Below are 17,050 nucleotides of genomic sequence, written 5' to 3' on the forward strand. Positions count from 1 at the left end.
CCCTGCTCTTCCGCTGCCGTTTCGACTCGGGTCAGGCTACCGGCCTGGCCGCTGACCGTACCGCTCATGGTGGACAACGTCATCGAGTGGCAACCGTTCGCGCCAACCGTGTCGCTCCAGATCGGGAACATCGGGCAGGTCACGTACCCCGCCGAGGCAGAGCCACGCCACCGGGCGGACGCCGACCGGCACGCCGAGCAGCCGGCGCAGGAAGTCCTCACGGTAGAAGCTCACCCAGCCCACGCCCAGGCCCTCCGCGGTCGCCGCCAGCCACAGGTTCTCGATGGCCAGGCACACCGAATACAGGCCGGCGTCGGCGATCGCGTGCCGGCCGAGCACCGCGGGCGAGCCGCGCTCGGGGTCGTAGCAGACGACGACGCCCAGGCTGGACTCCAGCACACCCTCGATCTTGATCCGGTCGAACACCGTGGCCCGTTCGGGGTCCAGCGACGCCTCGAACACGCGCCGCTCGGCCAGCACGTGGTCGCGGAACTCGCGCCGCACGTGATCGTCCGAGACGAGGACGAAGTCCCAGGGCTGGGAGAGCCCGACGCTCGGCGCCGCGTGCGCGGCCCGCAGCACGCGCTCCAGTGCGGCGGGCTCGATCGGCTCGCCGGTGAACTCGCGCCGGGTGTCGCGGCGGCGGTACAGCACGTCGTAGAGAGGATGCACATGCGCTTCCTACTTGACGTCAACGGTCAAGTAGGAAGCGCATGTGACCAATCTCAGCGCGGCGAAGGCCCCGGATAGGGCAAGAGCGCCATTTCACGCGCGTTCTTGATGGCGGTGGCGACCTCGCGCTGCTCCTGCGGGGTCAGCCCGGTCACGCGGCGGGAGCGGATCTTGCCGCGGTCTGAGATGAACTTGCGCAGCAGCGCGGCGTCCTTCCAGTCCACTCGGGTCACGCCCTCGCGACGGAGCAGGTTCACCTTGCGCCGCGGCGGGCGTCGGTCGGTCCTCGGCATCGTCCTCACCAACTCGACTTGCTGACGCCGGGCAGCTCGCCGCGATGCGCCGCTTCACGCAGGCGCAGCCGGGACAACCCGAACTTGCGGAAGAAGCCGCGCGGGCGTCCGTCCACCACGTCCCGGTTGCGCAGCCGGGTGGGGCTGGCGTCGCGGGGCAGCTTCTGCAGGCCGAGCGCGGCGGCCTCGCGCTCGGCCTGGCTCGCCGTCGGGGAGGAGACGACGAGCTTCAGCGCGGCCCGCCGCTGTGCGTGGCGGGCCACCGTCTCCCGGCGCCGCGCGTCCTTGGCGATCTTGGACTTCTTCGCCATTCAGCGCTCCTCGCGGAAGTCGACGTGCTTGCGGGCCACCGGGTCGAACTTGCGCAGCACCAGGCGGTCCGGGTCGTTGCGGCGGTTCTTGCGCGTGACGTAGGTGAAGCCGGTGCCCGCCGTGGAACGCAGCTTCACGATCGGTCGAACCTCGTTGCGAGCCATTAGAACTCCTTCCGGGCAAGAACACCCATCCCGGCCAGGACCGCGTCGATCCCCTTGCGGTCGATGGTCTTGATCGCCTTGGCGGACAGTCGCAGCGTCACCCAGCGCCGCCTCGACGGCACCCAGTAGCGGCGGTGTTGCAGGTTCGGCTCCCAGCGGCGGGAGGTCCGCCGGTGCGAGTGCGACACCTGCTTGCCGTAGCCCGGGACGCTGCCGGTCACCTGGCAACGCTTGGCCATGCTGCACCTCCTTGTAACGACATTCGTTTTCAAATATTCCCGTGGCAGGGTAGCCTGGCGCTACCGAAGATGGAAATCGTTCTCAACTGGAGGGCTCGTGTCCGTACCGATCGTGCTGGTCGGGGGCCTGGCGGCCGCGGCGGCCGAACGGGTCGCCGACGAACTGGCCGGCGGCGACGCCGCCGTGGTGCACCACGACCTGTGCCGCGTGACCGAGGGGGTGGTGCGGCGCCGGCTGCGGCACCGCGGCGAGGACACCTGGACCGTGCTGGAGCTGGGGCACGGCTGCGTGTCGTGCACGCTGCGCGAGGACCTGCTGCCGCTGGTCGAGCGTCTGTCCCAGTGGGACGACGTCAGCCGGATCGTGCTGCACCTCGACCCGCGGATGGAGCCGGAGCCCATCTGCTGGGCGCTGGACCGGTCGCGGGTGCAGGCCGTGGTCACCGCCGTCGACCACGAGCGGTGGCTCGAAAGCGCCACTGGTGACGCCTCGATGCACGAATGCGGACTTGGTGGCAGTGCCGACGACGAGCGCACCCTGGCCCAGGTCGCCGTCGGCCAGGCCGAGTTCGCCGACGTCCTCGTGCTCACCGGCCCGGCCGGACGGCTGGACGCCGCGTTCCGGCGGCTCGCGCCGACCGCCCTGCGCGTGCCGCTCGGCGGCGTCGAATGGCTGTCGGATCTGCCCGTGAACGCCCGGCGTGGCCGGCCCGACAGTGCGCACGGGCCGCTGCTGCGCGGTGAGCCGCCGCTGCACCGCGAGGACGGTTTCGAGCTCTTGCTGTTCAGTGAACGCCGACCGTTTCACCCCGAACGATTCCACGCGAACATCGACGTGCTGCTAGACGGCATTGTGCGCACCCGAGGCCGGTTCTGGCTCGCCAGCCGCCCCGATATCGCGCTGTGGCTCGAATCCGCCGGCGGCGGGTTGCAGATCGGCCACGCCGGACCGTGGCTCGCGGCCGTCGACGACTGGTCCGGCGTCGACGACGACCGTCGCGCCATGGCCGCCCTGAACTGGGACCCGTACTACGGCGACCGTGGCAACGAGATCGTCGTGCTCACCGACGGTGCCGACCACGCCGAGATCGCGGCTGCGCTGCGTGACGCCCTCGTCACCGACGCCGAACTCGCGGCCGGACTGTCCGCCCGGGACGGCTACCGCGACCCCTTCCTGTTCACCGACCGTGAGGACGAACTGCGATGAAGAAGGGCATTCACCCCGACTACCACCCCGTGGTGTTCCAGGACTCCTCGACCGGGACGGCGTTCCTGACCCGGTCGACCGCCACCTCGGACCGCACCGTCGAGTGGAGCGACGGCAACACCTACCCGCTGCTGGTCGTCGACATCACCGCCGACTCGCACCCCTTCTGGACCGGGGCGCAACGCCTCGTCGACACCGCCGGCCGAGTCGAGAAGTTCAACCGCCGCTACGGAAAGAGGACCCGCTGATGGCCGTCCCCAAGCGCCGGACGTCGCGCAGCAACACCCGGCACCGCCGGTCCCGGTGGAAGGCCACCGCGCCCGAGCTGGTGTCCATCGTCGTCGACGGCCGCCGGATCCTCGTGCCACGCGCTCTGGTCCCGGCGTACCGTCGGGGCTTCCTCCGACCGCATCAACAGTGACGACGCCGGTTGGTTGAAACCCCCGGTATCGGTCCAGAGCTGACAACTGTCCGATCGGGATGGACGATTGCGGACACGCCGGGTTCAGCGAGCCCGGTCCCTGCCAAAGTGGAGGTCCGCTTTGCGTAGAACATTATCCCTGCTGGCCGGCCTGGCGCTGGCGATGTCCCTGACGGGAACGGCCTTCGGCGCGGTCGGCGCGCACTCCGCACACCGGGTGTGCGACCGGCCCGCCGCCGGTCAGGCCGCCTGCGAGGCGTGGCTGAGCGACCGCGTCACGCCCAACGCGACTCCGTCCGGCTTCGGGCCGTCCGACCTGCGGTCGGCGTACAACCTCACCACCTCGACGACCGCGGGCGCGGGTCAGACCATCGCCATCGTCGACGCCTACGACGACCCGACCGCGTTCGCCGATGTCAACGTCTACCGCGCCCAGTTCGGCATCGCCGCGCTGGCATCCTGCACGCCGTCGACGATCAAGGGCAGCACCACCGCGTGCTTCGCCAAATCCAACCAGAGCGGCGGCACCAGCTACCCGCGCATCAACGGGGGCTGGGCGCAGGAGATCTCGCTCGACCTGGACATGGCCTCGGCGGTCTGCCCGAAGTGCAACGTCCTGCTCGTCGAGGCGAGCAGCGCGTCGCTGACCAACCTCGGCAAGGCGGTGAACACCGCCGTCAGCCTCGGCGCGAACGCGGTGAGCAACAGCTACGGCGGAAGTGAGTCCTCCTCGGAGACCAGCTCGGAAAGCACCTACTACAACCACCCCGGCGTGGCCATCACGGCCAGCTCGGGTGACGGCGGCTACGGCGTCGAGTTCCCGGCCGCGTCCCGCTACGTCACCGCGGTCGGCGGCACCAGCCTGGCCAAGGCGAGCAATTCCCGTGGCTGGAGCGAAACCGCGTGGAGCGGCGCCGGCAGCGGCTGCTCGGGCTACGTCACCAAGCCGTCGTGGCAGGCCGATTCCGGCTGTGCCAGGCGGACGGTCGCCGACGTGAGCGCGGTCGCCGACCCCAACACTGGTGTCGCGGTCTACGACAGCACGTCCTACCAGGGGAGCAAGGGCTGGCTGGTGTTCGGTGGCACCAGTGTCGCCTCGCCGATCATCGGTTCGATCTACGCCTTGGCGGGCAACGCCTCCTCGCTGACCTACGCGTCCTCGATCTACAGCCACACCTCGTCGCTGTACGACGTGTCGGGCGGCAGCAACGGAAGCTGCGGTGGCACCTACCTGTGCACCGCCGTCGCCGGGTACGACGGACCCACCGGATTGGGCACTCCCAACGGAACCGGCGCGTTCTGATTGGACTCCGACGGGCCGGCCGCGACGCGGCCGGCCCGTCGGAGTAGCCACCGGATGACCGTGCGTGAGATGTTCGGCAAACCGATCGCGATGGCTTAGGGTGGGCCGCCCCCAACGGAGTCAGAGAATGCCACCCCCCAGCGATCTGCCCGACAGACCTGTCTTCGTCGACCCCAGCGGACGCCGCCGGCGCGTCGTCCGCCGGGTCGCCATCGGCGCCTGCGCGGTGCTGGCGACTTACACGATCTTGTTGTGTGCCGCGCTTTCCGGCGCCCCGATCCCACCGTCGGCGCTGCTGCCCCTGCCGGCGGCACCGGCGACCACGACCACGTCGACCGCCGACGACACGCCGGGCCACCAGGTGCAGCCGGCCGGCGGCGCGGCGGCCACGACCACGGGTGTAACACCAACGGCCTCGCCGTCGCTGACCAGTACGACCACCCAGGCGGTGGTCACGACTGCGACGACAACGACGACCTCCAGCAACCGCAACTCGCACGCCCCGACCACACCGCCCGGCCGGACCAAACACACCGACACCACCGCGCCGAGCCCCTAGCAAGGAATCGACGTTGGCGACGCACCATCGCACCCCGCCGCCGCGGGCGCACTGGATGTTGCTCGCCGTGCTGCTGGTGGTGACCGCGGCGCTGCTGACGCTGCACGCCCTGGTACTCGGCGAGTTCCATGCGGACGAGTCGACACCGCAAGGGCCCGTAGACGCCGTGCCGGCGGCCGTGCGCACCGGCCAAGCGGTCATCGACGCACGAGGAGCGACGCCGGTCACGCGCGGCCCGCGTGACCACACGCTGGCGCTGACCTTCGATGACGGGCCGGATCCAATGTGGACGCCGAAAGTGCTGACCGTGTTGGACCGCTACCAGGTGCACGCCACGTTTTTCGTCACCGGGGCACACGCTGCCCAGTATCCCGGCCTGATCCACGAGATCCTCGCCCACGGCGACGAGATCGGCAATCACACCGCCACGCACACCGACCTGCGCGACGCCGGTTCGACGCGCACCGCTGTCGAACTGCACGCCACCGATCTGGCCCTGGCCGGCGCTGCGGACATCGCCACGTCGCTGGTGCGGCCGCCCTACTCGGCCACGCCCGACTCGGTGGACGACCTGGCCTGGCAGTCGGTGCGTCGGCTGGGCGCCGACGGCCGGCTGGTCGTGCTGTCCGATCTGGACTCCGAGGACTGGCAGCGGCCCGGGGTCGACAAGATCATCGCCAACGCGACGCCGAAGGACGCGCACGGCGCCGTGCTGCTGATGCACGACGCCGGCGGGGACCGGTCCCAGACCGTCGCGGCCCTGGACCGGTTCGTGCCGGCGATGCGGGCCGCCGGTTGGCAGCTGGACACCGTGAGCCACGCGGTCGGCATCGGCGACACCACCGCGACGGCCGAGCCGCAGACCGCGTTCGGCGGCTGGCTCCTGGTCGCCGCCGTGCAGCTCAGCGACTGGCTCACCACGGTTCTGCGTGGCTTCCTGCTGGTCGCCAGCGCGCTCGCCGTGCTGCGCACCGTCCTCGTGCTGATCGCCACCGCGGTTCACGTCCGGCGCACGCGGGACCGTCCGCAGTGGGTGCCCGCGGAGCCGGTGACGGTGATCGTTCCCGCGTACAACGAGAAGGAGGGCATCGAGGCCACCGTGCGCTCGGTGCTCGCCTCCGACCACCCGGTCTGGGTGATCGTCGTGGACGACGGTTCCACCGACGGCACGGCCGAGGTCGTCGAGCGGCTGAATCTGCCCAGGGTCGTGCTGATCCGGCAGGCCAACGGCGGCAAGCCGGCGGCGCTGAACACGGGCCTGGCGGCGGCGCGCACAGAACTGGTCGTGTTGGTGGACGGCGACACCGTGCTCGAACGCGGCACCGTGCGGACCGTGGTCGGCCACTTTGCCGATCCACGCGTCGGCGCCGTGTCGGGCAACGCCAAGGTCGGCAACCGGGCCGGTCTGCTCGGCCGGTGGCAGCACATCGAGTACGTCATCGGCTTCAACCTCGACCGGCGGATGTACGACGTGCTGGAGTGCATGCCCACGGTGCCGGGGGCGATCGGCGCCTTCCGCCGGGAGGCCGTGATCCGGCTCGGCGGCATCCCCACCGACACCCTCGCCGAGGACACCGACCTCACCATGGCCATGGAGCGGGACGGCTGGCGGGTCGTCTACGAGCAGCAGGCGCTGGCCTGGACCGAGGCCCCGAGCACGCTCGGCCAGCTGTGGAAGCAGCGCTACCGCTGGTGCTACGGCACGTTGCAGGCGGTCTGGAAGCACCGCCGGGCGGTCGTCGAGCGTGGAGCCGCCGGCCGGCTCGGCCGCCGCGGCATCCCGTACCTGTTGCTGTTCCAGGTGGCCCTGCCCGTGCTCGGACCGTTCGTGGACGTGGCAGCCGTCTTCGGTGTCGTCACCGGGGACTGGGTGTCCGCCCTCGTGTACTGGCTGGTCTTCCTCGCCATGCAGGTGATTCCGGCGGTCATCGCCTTCCGCCTGGACCGCGAGCGGCTCGGGCCGCTGCTGGTGCTGCCGCTCCAGCAGTTCGTGTACCGGCAGCTGATGTACCTGGTCGTGCTGCAATCGGTGATGACGGCGTTGGCAGGCGCGCGGCTGCCCTGGCACAAACTGGCGCGCACCGGACTGTCGATGCCCTCGACCGGCGGCGAAGGCCGAGACCTCGCCGAGCGGAGATGAGGGCCCAGCGGCGTGCCTCGGTGCGTGCGAGCTGGGCGTGGCCGGGAAAGAAAAGGACCGGGATAAGCGGGAAGTAGCTCGGGCGGGCCCGCTGTGGGGTGGGATCGGGATGTGGAGACCGCCGCCGAGCTAGCGGACCGAGGTCTTCTGGGTGGAGCCGTCGGGGGACTGGCGCCATTGGCCGAACGGGCGGTCGATGGTCCAGTCCCCGTCGCCGTCCCGCTCCAGCACCCGGTACTCGCAGTGCCCGGGATTGGACAGCGACTCGAACAGTTCGATGCTCCACGAGAACAGCCGCCGGCAGAGCAGACGCATGGCCAGGCCGTGGGAAACGACGAGCACGGTGTGCGGGTGTCGGGGCTCCTGGAGCATCCGCAGTTCCAGCTCGGCGAGGAAGCTGGCGACGCGGTCGTCGACGTCGGCGCCGGACTCGCCGTGCGGGAGCCGGTAGAAGAAGTGCCCGAACTCGTGCCGGAGCCGCTTCTGCACCTCCTGCTCGACGGGATCCTGGAGGTTGCCCCAGTCCTGCTCACGCAGCCGCGGCTCGGCGACGAGCCGCTCGGTCAGGTCGCGCACGTTGAGCAGCTCGAGGGTCTGCCGGGTACGCAGGTACGGGCTCACATAGGTGGCGATCGGCCCGGGCGCCAGCAGGGCCCTGATCGCGGGCGCGGTGTCGGCGGCCTGCTGCTCTCCCTGCTGGGTCAGCGGCAGCGCGTGGTCGGGAATCCGGCAGTACGCCAGCTCGTCCACATTGCCGAGGCTCTCCCCGTGCCGTACCAGGATGATCCGCATACCTCCTATTCTGCGGTCCGCTCCAACCGGCGCATTCCCCCTCTACCCTCGGTAGGACCCGTACGCTGCGCAACCGTGGTCATTGAGCTGATCGGTCTAGTCGCCTTCGCCGCGTCGGGGGCGCTCGCGGCGGTGCGCGCCAAGTTGGACCTGTTCGGCGTGGTCGTGCTGGGCCTGACGACGGCGCTGGGCGGCGGCATCATCCGGGACGTGCTGCTCGGCATCCACCCGCCGACCACGCTGCGTAGCTGGCCCTATCTGCTCACGGCGGCGGTGACGGGCGTCGCGGTGTTCTTCTTCCACCCACAGGTTGCCCGTCTGCGCCGGGCGGTGCTGCTCGCCGACGCGGTGGGCCTGGGCGTGTTCGTGACGGCCGGCACGACAACGGCGCTACAGAACCATGTGCCGGCGTACACGGCGTGCCTGATCGGCATGACGGTGGGCATCGGCGGCGGCGCGATCCGGGACGTCCTGCTCCGCGAGATACCGATGGTGCTGCGCAAGGAGATCTACGCGGTGGCGGCGCTGGCCGGCGCGGTGGTGGTGCCGATCGCGGCGTGGCTCGGCCTGCCGGACGTGTGGGGCACGGTGCTCGGCTCGGCGCTGGTGGTGGCGATCAGGCTGATCGCGCTGTGGCGGCACTGGAATGCGCCAGTTCCGCGTGCGGGTGGAACCGCTGCGAGCTGAGCCGCTCGACCCACGGCAGCTCGTCGAGCTCCCGCCAGGTGTCGCGGGTGGTCCAGGCCAGCACGCCGGTGCCGTCGGTGCTGGCGTGCAGGTAGGTCCCGGGCGTGACATGAGCACGCATCACGTCGACGAGCCGGCGCTGCCGGGCGACCTTGCTCACGCCGAACGAGACGATCAGCACCTCCGGCGCGGTCGCCTCGGCCGGCTCGGCGTGCACGAGGCGGTAGCCGAGCTGGTGGCTGGACCACTGCTCGTAGTGCAGGACGAGCTGGCCGTCCGCGCCGAGCAGGACGGCGCGGGTCAGACAATCCGCAGGCCAGGGGCGTGATCGCCACGTATTCACGGCGCCCTCGGCGGCGCGCCGCTGGTCGTCGGTCCGCCAGGTGCGGATCACGATCCCCTCGACGTCGGGGCGGGCCAGGTCCATGCCGCACAGCATCGGACCTCGAGTTATGTCGAGGTCAAGTCGTCACGGTCGGTAGTCGAGGGTGCCGTCACTCGGTCGGGGAAATTGTGCCTGTCCTTGGGCCCCTCTCAGGCACCTCTCAGGCCGGCAGGTGACACTTCGTCCATGCGCATCCTCGTAGTGGACGACGACCGGGCCGTGCGCGAGTCGCTGCGTCGCTCGCTGCAGTTCAACGGCTACCAGGTCGAGCTGGCCGGTGACGGTCAGCAAGCACTGGAGGCAGTGACAGCGCAACGTCCCGACGCGATGGTCCTCGACGTCATGATGCCCCGCCTGGACGGCCTGGAGGTGTGCCGACGACTCCGAGGCACCGGCGACGACCTGCCTATTCTCGTGCTCACGGCCCGTGACGCGGTGTCCGACCGGGTCGCCGGCCTGGACGCCGGCGCCGACGACTACCTGCCCAAGCCGTTCGCGCTGGAGGAGCTGCTGGCCCGCCTGCGGGCCCTGCTGCGGCGGGCGGCCGCCGACGACGCGGCGGCCGGCGCCCCGGCGACGGTGATGCGCTTCGCCGACCTCGAGCTGGACCCGGGCACCCGCGACGTGCGCCGCGGCGAGCGGCCGATCAGCCTCACCCGCACCGAGTTCAGCCTGCTCGAACTGTTCCTCGCCCACCCCAAGCAGGTCCTCACCAGGGGCCGGATCCTGGAGGACGTATGGGGCTACGACTTCCCGACCTCCGGGAACGCACTGGAGGTCTACGTCGGCTACTTGCGGCGAAAGACCGAGGCCGACGGCGAGCCGCGGCTGTTGCACACGGTGCGCGGAGTTGGCTACGTGCTCAGGGAGACCCCTCCGTGACCCAGCCCCGCGTCGAGGGCAAGCGCAATGTCTCGCTGCGGTCCCGGGTGATCCTGCTCACGGCGATCTGCGTCGCCGGCGCGGTGGCGCTGGCCTCGGTCGGCGCGTTCATGGTGGTCAGCAGCAACCTGTACAGCCAGGTCACGGTGTCCGTCCAGGCCACCGCGAGCAACGCGGTGAACACGATCCAACAGGCCAGCCCCGGCACCAAGCTGCTGCCGGTCGGACCGGAGGACCTGCTGGTCGCCGAGTTCGCCGACACCGGCCTGGTGGCCACCAACAACGACCACCTGCAACTGCCCAAGCTCACCCCGACCGAGCAGTCCTACCTGCACCGGGAGGGCTGCACGCAGCCGCGCAACGACACCAGCAGCAGCAACCAGGTGATGGTCTGCAACGTGTTCCCGGGCTACGCGCTGATCGTCGCCCAGTCGTTGAAGCCGACCCAGAACCTGCTGAGCAAGCTGGCGCTGGTGCTGGTGTTCGTCGGTATCGGCGGGGTGCTCGTCGCCGCGCTGGCGGGCACGGCGGTGGCGCAAGGCGGTTTGCGGCCGGTGACGCGGCTGCGCCAGGCGACCGAGCACGTCACGGCGACGGGCGACCTGCGGCCGATTCCGGTCACCGGTGACGATGAACTCGCGTTGCTCACCACGAGCTTCAACAGCATGCTCGGGGCGCTGGCCGAGTCGCAGGAGCGGCAGCGACGGCTGGTGGGAGACGCGGGGCACGAGCTGCGGACGCCGCTGACGTCCTTGCGTACCAACCTGGAGCTGCTGCTGGCGTCGGAGAAGCCGGGCGCGCCGACGCTGTCGGCGGAGGACCGGCGCGAGATCTACGACGACGTGCAGGCGCAGATCGCCGAGATGACGACCCTGATCGGGGATCTGGTCGAGCTGGCCCGGGAAGACGTGCCGCAGGCCGTGCACGAGCCGGTGGACATGGTGGAACTGGTCGAGCGGGCGCTGGACCGGGCCCGGCGGCGGGCCGCCGGGCAGCAGTTCCTGGTGAGCTTGCAGCCGTGGTACCTGCTGGGCGAGGCGCACGCGTTGGAGCGGGCGGTGCTGAACCTGCTCGACAACGCGGTGAAGTTCACGCCGGCCGACGGTGTGGTGCGGCTGGAGATGAAGCCGCTGGGGGACGGGACTCTGGTGATCGAGGTCGCCGACAGCGGGCCGGGGATCGCGGAGGCGGACCTGCCGCACGTGTTCGAGCGGTTCTACCGGTCGTCGGAGGCTCGGACGCTGCCGGGATCGGGCCTGGGGCTGGCGATCGTGGCGCAGGCGGCGGAACGGCACGGCGGTCGCGCCTACGCCGGCCGGGCGCCGGAAGGCGGCGCGTTGATGACCATGCGCCTCCCCGGCCGCCCCAGCCCCGCCTGACCCCCAAACCCCCGCGAGTCGCGCTCTGGAGCACACCGAATGTGGGTTTCGGGCACATGCCTGAGATCTACATTCGGTGTGCCTGAGAGCGCGACTCGCGGGGGTTGAACGGGTGAACCGGCCGGGGCGGGTTGACCCGCCGCCACAGTGAGAACCCGTCCCGGCCGGCGATCGGGGAACTCAGCCCTTGTTGGCGCCGAGGGTGAGGCCGCTGACGAACTGGCGTTGCAGGGCCAGGTAGATGACCAGGGTGGGGATGGCGGTCATGAGGGCGCCGGCCGCGATCAGGTTCTGGTTGCTGAAGTACTGGCCCTGGAGGCTGGCGATGGCCGAGGTGATCGGGCGGTCCGCGCCCGTCTCGAACAGCACCAATCCCCAGAAGAAGTCGTTGTAGATCCAGATGGTCAGCAGGGTGGCCAGCGCGGCGAAGGCGGGCCGGCACAGCGGCAGGATGATCTGCCAGAACTGGCGGAACACCGACGCCCCGTCGACCAGGGCGGCCTCGGTCAGCTCGTGCGGGATCGTCTTCATGTAGTTGCTGAGCACGAAGGTGCAGAACCCGCTCTGGAACGCCACGTGGATCAGGATCACGCCGAGGAACGAGTTGTACATCAGCCCCGAGCCGTTGGACAGCCAGTCCGGCAACGGGATCAGCAGGTACATCCGGAACAGCGGCGTGATGATGACCTGCGGCGGCAGCAGGTTGCCCGCGGTGAACAGCATCAGCAGGAACAGGTTCACCTTGAAGTTGAACCGCGACACGAAGAACGCCACCGACGCGGAGAACAGCAGCGTCACCAGCACGGCCGGGACGGTGATGATCACCGAGTTGAGGAAGTACTGCGGCAGCCCCGCCTGCTCCCAGGCGTTCTCGTAGTTCTCGAACGTCAACGAGCTGGCCAGCGAGAAGTAGCCGTGGGCCGAGGTGTCCGCGAACGTGCGCAGCGACGTGTAGACGGCCCACACCAACGGAACCAGCCACACCAGCGCGGTCACGGCCAGGAACACGTGCAGCACGACGCGGGCGGGGCGGACCCGCTTGCGCCGCTGCACCGGGGCCGGCCGGGACGCCGCCGCGGCCGTGACTTCTGCGACGGCGGTCATGCCTGCTGGTCCTTCCGGAAGGTCTGGAACACGTACGACACGATCGGCACCAGCGAGATCACCAGCAGCACCACGGCCAGCGCCGAGCCGTAGCCGACCAGGCTGGACTCGCCGAGGATGTTGTTGGCGATCAGGATGGACAGCAGCTCCAGCCCCGGCTTGGTGCCGTTGGTGCCGGCGACCACGTACACCAGGTCGAACGCGCGCAGCGACTCGATGATCGTCACCACCAGGATGATGATGTTGATCGGCCGCAGCGCCGGGAACGTGACCCGCGTGAACGCCTGCCACTCGGTCGCGCCGTCCAGCGCCGCCGCCTCGCGCAGCGCCGGGTCGAAGCCCTTCAGGCCGGCCAGGTACAGGATCATGATGTACGCGGCCTGTCGCCAGCTGGCCGCGACCAGCACGGCCCACAGGTTCAGGTGCGAGTCGCCCAGCCACTCGATGTACGACGTCCCCGGCTTGTTGGTGCCCAGGATGCTGTTGACCAGGCCGTTGTCCGGGTCGTAGATCGTCTGCCAGATGAACCCGGTCACCGCCGCCGAGATGACCACCGGCAGGAAGATCGCGGTCTGGTAGAAGCGGGTGAACCGGATGCTCTTGTCCAGCTGGTAGGCCAGGAACATGCCGAACGGGGTCGGCAGCAGCACGAAGAACACCAGCCAGATGATGTTGTGCTGGACCGCCGGCCAGAAGGTCGGCGACACCGTGAACATCGTGGTGTAGTTCTGGACGCCGACCCACTTGATCGTGGCCAGCCCGCCGATGCCGTCCCACTGGCTGAACGACAGCAGGATCGACACCAGGGTCGGCACCCACACCAGCGCCACGTGCAGCAAAGTGGGGACGCCGACCATCAGGCCGAGCACGATCTTGTCCCCGCCGGTCAACCGCCGAACGCGGCCGGAGCCGGACACGCCGGCTCCAGCCACGTTCTCGGCCGCGTCGGTGATGACGGTCATGGCCTACCTCAGGACTGGAAGTACTGCGACTTCTGCGACTGGATCTGGGTGAGCAGCGAGTCGGAGTTGTTCGGGCTCTGCACGAACTGCGCGAACGCCGGCTCGACGACGTTCTGGATGAAGCCCGGGTCGCTGTCGCGGTCGCCGAACTGGGACAGCTGCTTGGCGTCGGCGACGAACTTGACCGCCTTCTGCTGGAGCGTCCCGTACTTGCTGGTGTCGGCCTTCTCGTTGACGGCCAGGTTGGAGGCGTCGATCGACAGGTAGGTGTTCTCCGCCTCGGCGGTGCCCAGGTACTCCAGCAGCTTCTTGGCGCCGTCCGGGTTCTTCGGGTTCTTCGACAGCAGGAAGCCGTCCATCGGCGCCTCGACGGCGTCGGTGCCGTACTGGGAGTTGATCTCCGGGAAGGCGAAGAAGTCCAGGTCCTCGTAGTCGGACTGGTTGGTGAAGGACTGGCCCACGAACATGCCGATCACCATCATGCCGCCGGTCTTGTTCACCAGCGCGGCCGACGCGTCCTCCCACTTCTTGCTGGAGGCGCCCGCCTGGTAGTAGGGCAGCATGCGCTTCCAGGAGTCCATGGCGGACTTGACCTTCGGGTCGGTCCAGGACTCCTTGCCGTGCATGAGGTCCATGTGGAACTGGTAGCCGTTGGTGCGCATGTTCAGGTAGTCGAACGTGCCCAGCAGCATCCAGCTCTCGCCGCCGCCGAAGCCCTGCACGAACGGCGACAGGCCGTCGCCCTGCATCTTCTTGGCCAGGTTGATGAGGTCGTCGAAGGTCTTCGGGACCTCGTAGCCCTTCGCCTGGAACAGGCTCTTCCGGTAGAACACGCCCCACGGGTAGTTGTAGATCGGCACGAAGTAGTAGTGCCCGTCCGCGGGGTTCTTCGACAGGTCCTTGACGGCCTGCGGGAAGTTGGCGCCGATCTTGTCCCAGACGTCGTCGATCGGGCTGAGCAGCTTCTTGTTGGCGAAGAACTGCATCCGGTAGCCGGCGAACCAGGTGAACACGTCGTCCGGCGTGCCCTGGAGGTAGCTGTTGATGTTCTGCTGGAACGCCTGGTGGTCCTGCGTGTTCACCTTGGCCGTCAGGCCGCCGGACTGCTTGGCGAACGCGTCCAGGACGGCCTGGTAGGCCTGCTTCGGCTTGGCGTCCGAGCCGTTCGAGCCGAACGTGACGGTGTTGGAGCTCGCGCCCCCGGTCGAGCCGCCGGAGCCGCAGGCCGCGAGGCCGGGCACGGCCGCGAGACCGGCGCCCGCGAGCAGCACCTTGAGCGCCGACCGCCGGTCGAATGTGGGCAGTTGGCCTGGTCTTGGGCGCGCCATCGGGCCCCTCCCGTGTCGAGTGTGAACCAACGGACTCAAACAAAGTTGCGCACAATGTTGTACCCGTCACAACAGATGTCAAGTCCCAGTTTGGCCTGGTTGCTCCCTGTAGAGCAGTGGGAACGGTCCGCTCAGTGGGTTCACATGGGTGACCCAGCTAACAGTTATCAAGTCGTAGCCTGTTTGAGTGTGTTGACGTTTGGTGGGTGTGTAGTCCACGCTCTTGCCGTGACCGGATGGCCGACCGGACTGCCGGGTCCCTGCTGGGGTGGTGACTACAACCCCGAGCAGTGGCCGGAGCACGTCTGGACCCACGACGTGGAGCTGATGAAGCGGGCCGGGGTCAACCTGGTCAGCGTCGGCATCTTCGCCTGGGCCCGGCTGGAGGTGGCCGACAACCGGTTCGACTTCGGCTGGCTGGACCAGGTGCTCGACCAGCTGCACGAGGGCGGCATCCGGGTCTGCCTGGCCAACGCGACCGCCTCCCCGCCGCCCTGGCTGACCCGGGCCAACCCGGACATGCTGCCGGTCCGCGCGGACGGCGTGCGGCTCTCACACGGGTCACGGCAGGAGTACTGCCCGACCTCGCCGGTGTACCGCGACCGGGCGATCGCGCTGACCGAGAAGATCGCGCTGCGCTACGGGGAGCACCCGGCGCTGGCCGCCTGGCACGTCAACAACGAGTACGGCTGCCACGTGTCGCGCTGCTACTGCGACCGGTGCGCCGAGGTGTTCCGGGACTGGCTGCGCGCCCGCTACGACCTGGACGGCCTGAACCGGGCCTGGGGCACGGACTTCTGGTCCCAGCACTACTCGTCCTGGGACCAGGTGCTGCCGCCGCGGGTGACGCCGACCTTCCAGAATCCGGGGCAGGTGTTGGACTTTGCGCGGTTCTGCTCCGACGCGCTGCTGGACCTGTTCTGTGCTGAGCGGGACGTGCTCAAGGACGTCACCCCGGACATCCCCGTCACCACGAACTTCATGGCCAACTGGACGTTCAAGGCGCTGAACTACTGGCACTGGGCGGCCGAGGTCGACTTCGTCTCCAACGACCACTACACCCGCGCCGACGACCCGGAGCGCCACATCGAGCTGGCGCTGTCCGCGGACCTCGTGCGCGGGCTGTCGCGCGGCGAGCCGTGGCTGCTGATGGAGCAGTCCACCTCGGCAGTGAACTGGCAGCCGCGCAACTTCGCCAAGCCAGCCGGCGAAATGCGCCGCAACTCGTACTCGCACCTGGCCCGCGGCGCCGACGGCACGCTGTTCTTCCAGTGGCGGCAGTCCCAGGCCGGCGCCGAGCGCTTCCACTCCGCGATGCTGCCGCACGCCGGCGAGGACACCAAGGTGTTCCGCGAGGTGACGCAGGTCGGCGAGGAGTACCAACGGCTTTCCGAGCTGGTCGGGTCCACTGTGGACGCGCGGGTGGCGATCGTGCACGACTTCGAGTCGGCCTGGGCGGCCGAGCAGCCGGCCCATCCCACCTCCGACTTCGACTACTACGAGACGGTGCTGGGCGTGTACCGGGCGCTGTGGCAGTCCGGCGTCACGGTGGACGTCGTGCCACCGTCGAGTGATCTTTGCCGCTACCGGCTGGTCGTGGTGCCGGCGCTCTATCAGGTGACCGACGCCGAGGCGCGCTGGCTGGAGGACTATGTGCGCTCGGGCGGTCACGCGGTGGTGACCTGGTTCTCCGGCATCGCCGACGAGAACAACCGGGTCCGGCTGGGTGGCTACCCGGGCGCGTTCCGTGAGCTGCTCGGCGTAAGGGTGGAGGAGTTCTTCCCGCTGCCGCCCGGCCACAACGTTGCGCTGACCGGCGGGCTGTTCGCCTCGAACTGGTCGGAGTTGGTGCACCCCAACGGCTGCGAGGTGGTGGCGTCCTATGTGGATGGACCGCTGCCCGGGTCGCCGGCGGTGACCCGCAACGAATTCGGCGAGGGCCTGGCCTGGTACCTGGCCACCACACTGGACGCCGACAGCGCCGTCACGGTGTTCGCCGACGCGCTCCAGCGGGCCGGCGTCACGCAGGTCGCGCCCGCCCCGGCCGGGGTGGAAGTCGTGCGGCGGCGGGGCGAGCGGATATCCTGGCTGGTGGCGATCAACCACACCGGCGCGGACGTGGTCCTGCCGGTGGAAGGCGTGGAACTGATCTCCGGTCTCGAAACGTCCGGCGGTCTGCCGGTCCCGGCGGGCGGGGTCGCCGTGGTCCGGGAGGTGTGAG

20 protein-coding genes are annotated in these 17,050 nt (G+C 69.5%); 10 read left to right on the forward strand and 10 right to left on the reverse strand.

All coding sequences use genetic code 11. The features are described 5' to 3' along the window. Positions 1–36: 36 nt before the first annotated feature. From bluB to rpmB, 5 genes are read right to left on the reverse strand one after another with little or no spacing between them, the layout of a single operon-like run. Positions 37–672: a 5,6-dimethylbenzimidazole synthase gene (gene bluB / locus BCF44_RS29905; RefSeq protein WP_116177772.1), complete on the reverse strand. Its 636-nt coding sequence runs from the start codon at positions 670–672 to the stop codon at positions 37–39. A 53-nt stretch (positions 673–725) separates the two neighbouring features. Beyond that, positions 726–965 (reverse strand): 30S ribosomal protein S18, encoded by a 240-nt coding sequence (gene rpsR, locus BCF44_RS29910; protein WP_170217830.1) that lies wholly within the window; start codon positions 963–965, stop codon positions 726–728. Between the two features lie 5 nt (positions 966–970). Further along, complete coding sequence (rpsN, locus tag BCF44_RS29915) at positions 971–1,276, reverse strand: 30S ribosomal protein S14 (RefSeq protein WP_116177774.1); 306 nt, start codon at positions 1,274–1,276, stop codon at positions 971–973. Then, positions 1,277–1,441, reverse strand: coding sequence for a 50S ribosomal protein L33 (rpmG, locus tag BCF44_RS29920; protein ID WP_116177775.1), 165 nt, complete (start codon positions 1,439–1,441; stop codon positions 1,277–1,279). Then, entirely contained in the window at positions 1,441–1,680 is a 240-nt protein-coding gene (gene rpmB, locus BCF44_RS29925; protein WP_116177776.1) for a 50S ribosomal protein L28, read from the reverse strand. The genes rpmG and rpmB overlap by 1 nt, the downstream gene beginning before the upstream one ends. Positions 1,681–1,777: 97 nt before the next feature. Between rpmB and mrf the strand changes: the two genes are divergently transcribed. From mrf to BCF44_RS29955, 6 genes are all read left to right on the forward strand, one after another. Next, on the forward strand, positions 1,778–2,887 hold the full coding sequence (gene mrf, locus BCF44_RS29930; protein ID WP_246015731.1) for a ribosome hibernation factor-recruiting GTPase MRF: 1,110 nt from the start codon (positions 1,778–1,780) through the stop codon (positions 2,885–2,887). Further along, on the forward strand, positions 2,884–3,135 hold the full coding sequence (locus BCF44_RS29935) for a type B 50S ribosomal protein L31 (protein WP_116177778.1): 252 nt from the start codon (positions 2,884–2,886) through the stop codon (positions 3,133–3,135). Before mrf ends, BCF44_RS29935 begins: the two co-directional genes overlap by 4 nt. After that, positions 3,135–3,308 (forward strand): 50S ribosomal protein L32, encoded by a 174-nt coding sequence (rpmF, locus tag BCF44_RS29940; RefSeq protein ID WP_116177779.1) that lies wholly within the window; start codon positions 3,135–3,137, stop codon positions 3,306–3,308. Before BCF44_RS29935 ends, rpmF begins: the two co-directional genes overlap by 1 nt. 121 nt (positions 3,309–3,429) lie before the next feature. Then, entirely contained in the window at positions 3,430–4,611 is a 1,182-nt protein-coding gene (locus BCF44_RS29945; RefSeq protein WP_116177780.1) for a S53 family peptidase, read from the forward strand. Between the two features lie 127 nt (positions 4,612–4,738). Beyond that, the gene (locus BCF44_RS54850; RefSeq protein ID WP_147328691.1) at positions 4,739–5,170 is read left to right on the forward strand and encodes a hypothetical protein; all 432 of its coding nucleotides are present in this window, start codon (positions 4,739–4,741) and stop codon (positions 5,168–5,170) included. A 13-nt stretch (positions 5,171–5,183) separates the two neighbouring features. After that, on the forward strand, positions 5,184–7,310 hold the full coding sequence (locus BCF44_RS29955) for a bifunctional polysaccharide deacetylase/glycosyltransferase family 2 protein (protein ID WP_116177782.1): 2,127 nt from the start codon (positions 5,184–5,186) through the stop codon (positions 7,308–7,310). A gap of 129 nt (positions 7,311–7,439) precedes the next feature. Here BCF44_RS29955 and BCF44_RS29960 read toward each other — a convergent pair whose 3' ends face one another. Then, positions 7,440–8,102: a histidine phosphatase family protein gene (locus BCF44_RS29960; protein ID WP_116177783.1), complete on the reverse strand. Its 663-nt coding sequence runs from the start codon at positions 8,100–8,102 to the stop codon at positions 7,440–7,442. 75 nt (positions 8,103–8,177) lie between these two features. Between BCF44_RS29960 and BCF44_RS29965 the strand changes: the two genes are divergently transcribed. Beyond that, positions 8,178–8,789, forward strand: coding sequence for a trimeric intracellular cation channel family protein (locus tag BCF44_RS29965; protein WP_116177784.1), 612 nt, complete (start codon positions 8,178–8,180; stop codon positions 8,787–8,789). Here the strand turns inward: BCF44_RS29965 and BCF44_RS29970 are convergent. After that, positions 8,719–9,216 carry a hypothetical protein gene (locus BCF44_RS29970; RefSeq protein WP_147328692.1) on the reverse strand — a complete coding sequence of 166 codons (498 nt, stop codon included), beginning with the start codon at positions 9,214–9,216 and terminating at the stop codon, positions 8,719–8,721. The two genes, BCF44_RS29965 and BCF44_RS29970, sit on opposite strands and share 71 nt — an antisense overlap. A 144-nt stretch (positions 9,217–9,360) precedes the next feature. Between BCF44_RS29970 and BCF44_RS29975 the strand changes: the two genes are divergently transcribed. Together BCF44_RS29975 and BCF44_RS29980 are read left to right on the forward strand one after the other, a co-directional pair. Further along, entirely contained in the window at positions 9,361–10,056 is a 696-nt protein-coding gene (locus BCF44_RS29975; RefSeq protein ID WP_116177786.1) for a response regulator transcription factor, read from the forward strand. After that, positions 10,053–11,435 (forward strand): sensor histidine kinase, encoded by a 1,383-nt coding sequence (locus BCF44_RS29980; RefSeq protein WP_246015733.1) that lies wholly within the window; start codon positions 10,053–10,055, stop codon positions 11,433–11,435. The genes BCF44_RS29975 and BCF44_RS29980 overlap by 4 nt, the downstream gene beginning before the upstream one ends. 180 nt (positions 11,436–11,615) lie before the next feature. Here BCF44_RS29980 and BCF44_RS29985 read toward each other — a convergent pair whose 3' ends face one another. The 3 genes from BCF44_RS29985 to BCF44_RS29995 are packed head-to-tail and all read right to left on the reverse strand — an operon-like array spanning position 11,616 to position 14,829. After that, positions 11,616–12,539, reverse strand: a complete 924-nt coding sequence (locus tag BCF44_RS29985; protein WP_116177787.1) for a carbohydrate ABC transporter permease — start codon at positions 12,537–12,539, stop codon at positions 11,616–11,618. Then, positions 12,536–13,501: a carbohydrate ABC transporter permease gene (locus BCF44_RS29990; RefSeq protein WP_116177788.1), complete on the reverse strand. Its 966-nt coding sequence runs from the start codon at positions 13,499–13,501 to the stop codon at positions 12,536–12,538. Before BCF44_RS29990 ends, BCF44_RS29985 begins: the two co-directional genes overlap by 4 nt. Positions 13,502–13,509: 8 nt before the next feature. Continuing rightward, positions 13,510–14,829 carry an ABC transporter substrate-binding protein gene (locus tag BCF44_RS29995; protein WP_116177789.1) on the reverse strand — a complete coding sequence of 440 codons (1,320 nt, stop codon included), beginning with the start codon at positions 14,827–14,829 and terminating at the stop codon, positions 13,510–13,512. Positions 14,830–15,057: 228 nt separating this feature from the next. Here BCF44_RS29995 and BCF44_RS30000 point away from each other — a divergent pair, with 228 nt between their 5' ends. Beyond that, on the forward strand, positions 15,058–17,049 hold the full coding sequence (locus BCF44_RS30000; RefSeq protein WP_211353289.1) for a beta-galactosidase: 1,992 nt from the start codon (positions 15,058–15,060) through the stop codon (positions 17,047–17,049). Position 17,050 lies beyond the last annotated feature (1 nt).

It is taken from the genome of Kutzneria buriramensis, assembly GCF_003387475.1.
Classification (GTDB): Bacteria; Actinomycetota; Actinomycetes; order Mycobacteriales; family Pseudonocardiaceae; genus Kutzneria; species Kutzneria buriramensis.

Bases quoted from the DNA above. Each gene is read 5' to 3' on its own strand.
- rpsR (WP_170217830.1), bottom strand. From the start codon at position 965: ATGCCGAGGACCGACCGACGCCCGCCGCGGCGCAAGGTGAACCTGCTC.
- rpsN (WP_116177774.1), bottom strand. From the start codon at position 1,276: ATGGCGAAGAAGTCCAAGATCGCCAAGGACGCGCGGCGCCGGGAGACG.
- rpmG (WP_116177775.1), bottom strand. From the start codon at position 1,441: ATGGCTCGCAACGAGGTTCGACCGATCGTGAAGCTGCGTTCCACGGCG.
- rpmB (WP_116177776.1), bottom strand. From the start codon at position 1,680: ATGGCCAAGCGTTGCCAGGTGACCGGCAGCGTCCCGGGCTACGGCAAG.
- BCF44_RS29935 (WP_116177778.1), top strand. From the start codon at position 2,884: ATGAAGAAGGGCATTCACCCCGACTACCACCCCGTGGTGTTCCAGGAC.
- rpmF (WP_116177779.1), top strand. From the start codon at position 3,135: ATGGCCGTCCCCAAGCGCCGGACGTCGCGCAGCAACACCCGGCACCGC.
- BCF44_RS54850 (WP_147328691.1), top strand. From the start codon at position 4,739: ATGCCACCCCCCAGCGATCTGCCCGACAGACCTGTCTTCGTCGACCCC.
- BCF44_RS29960 (WP_116177783.1), bottom strand. From the start codon at position 8,102: ATGCGGATCATCCTGGTACGGCACGGGGAGAGCCTCGGCAATGTGGAC.
- BCF44_RS29970 (WP_147328692.1), bottom strand. From the start codon at position 9,216: ATGGACCTGGCCCGCCCCGACGTCGAGGGGATCGTGATCCGCACCTGG.
- BCF44_RS29975 (WP_116177786.1), top strand. From the start codon at position 9,361: ATGCGCATCCTCGTAGTGGACGACGACCGGGCCGTGCGCGAGTCGCTG.
- BCF44_RS29985 (WP_116177787.1), bottom strand. From the start codon at position 12,539: ATGACCGCCGTCGCAGAAGTCACGGCCGCGGCGGCGTCCCGGCCGGCC.
- BCF44_RS29990 (WP_116177788.1), bottom strand. From the start codon at position 13,501: ATGACCGTCATCACCGACGCGGCCGAGAACGTGGCTGGAGCCGGCGTG.
- BCF44_RS29995 (WP_116177789.1), bottom strand. From the start codon at position 14,829: ATGGCGCGCCCAAGACCAGGCCAACTGCCCACATTCGACCGGCGGTCG.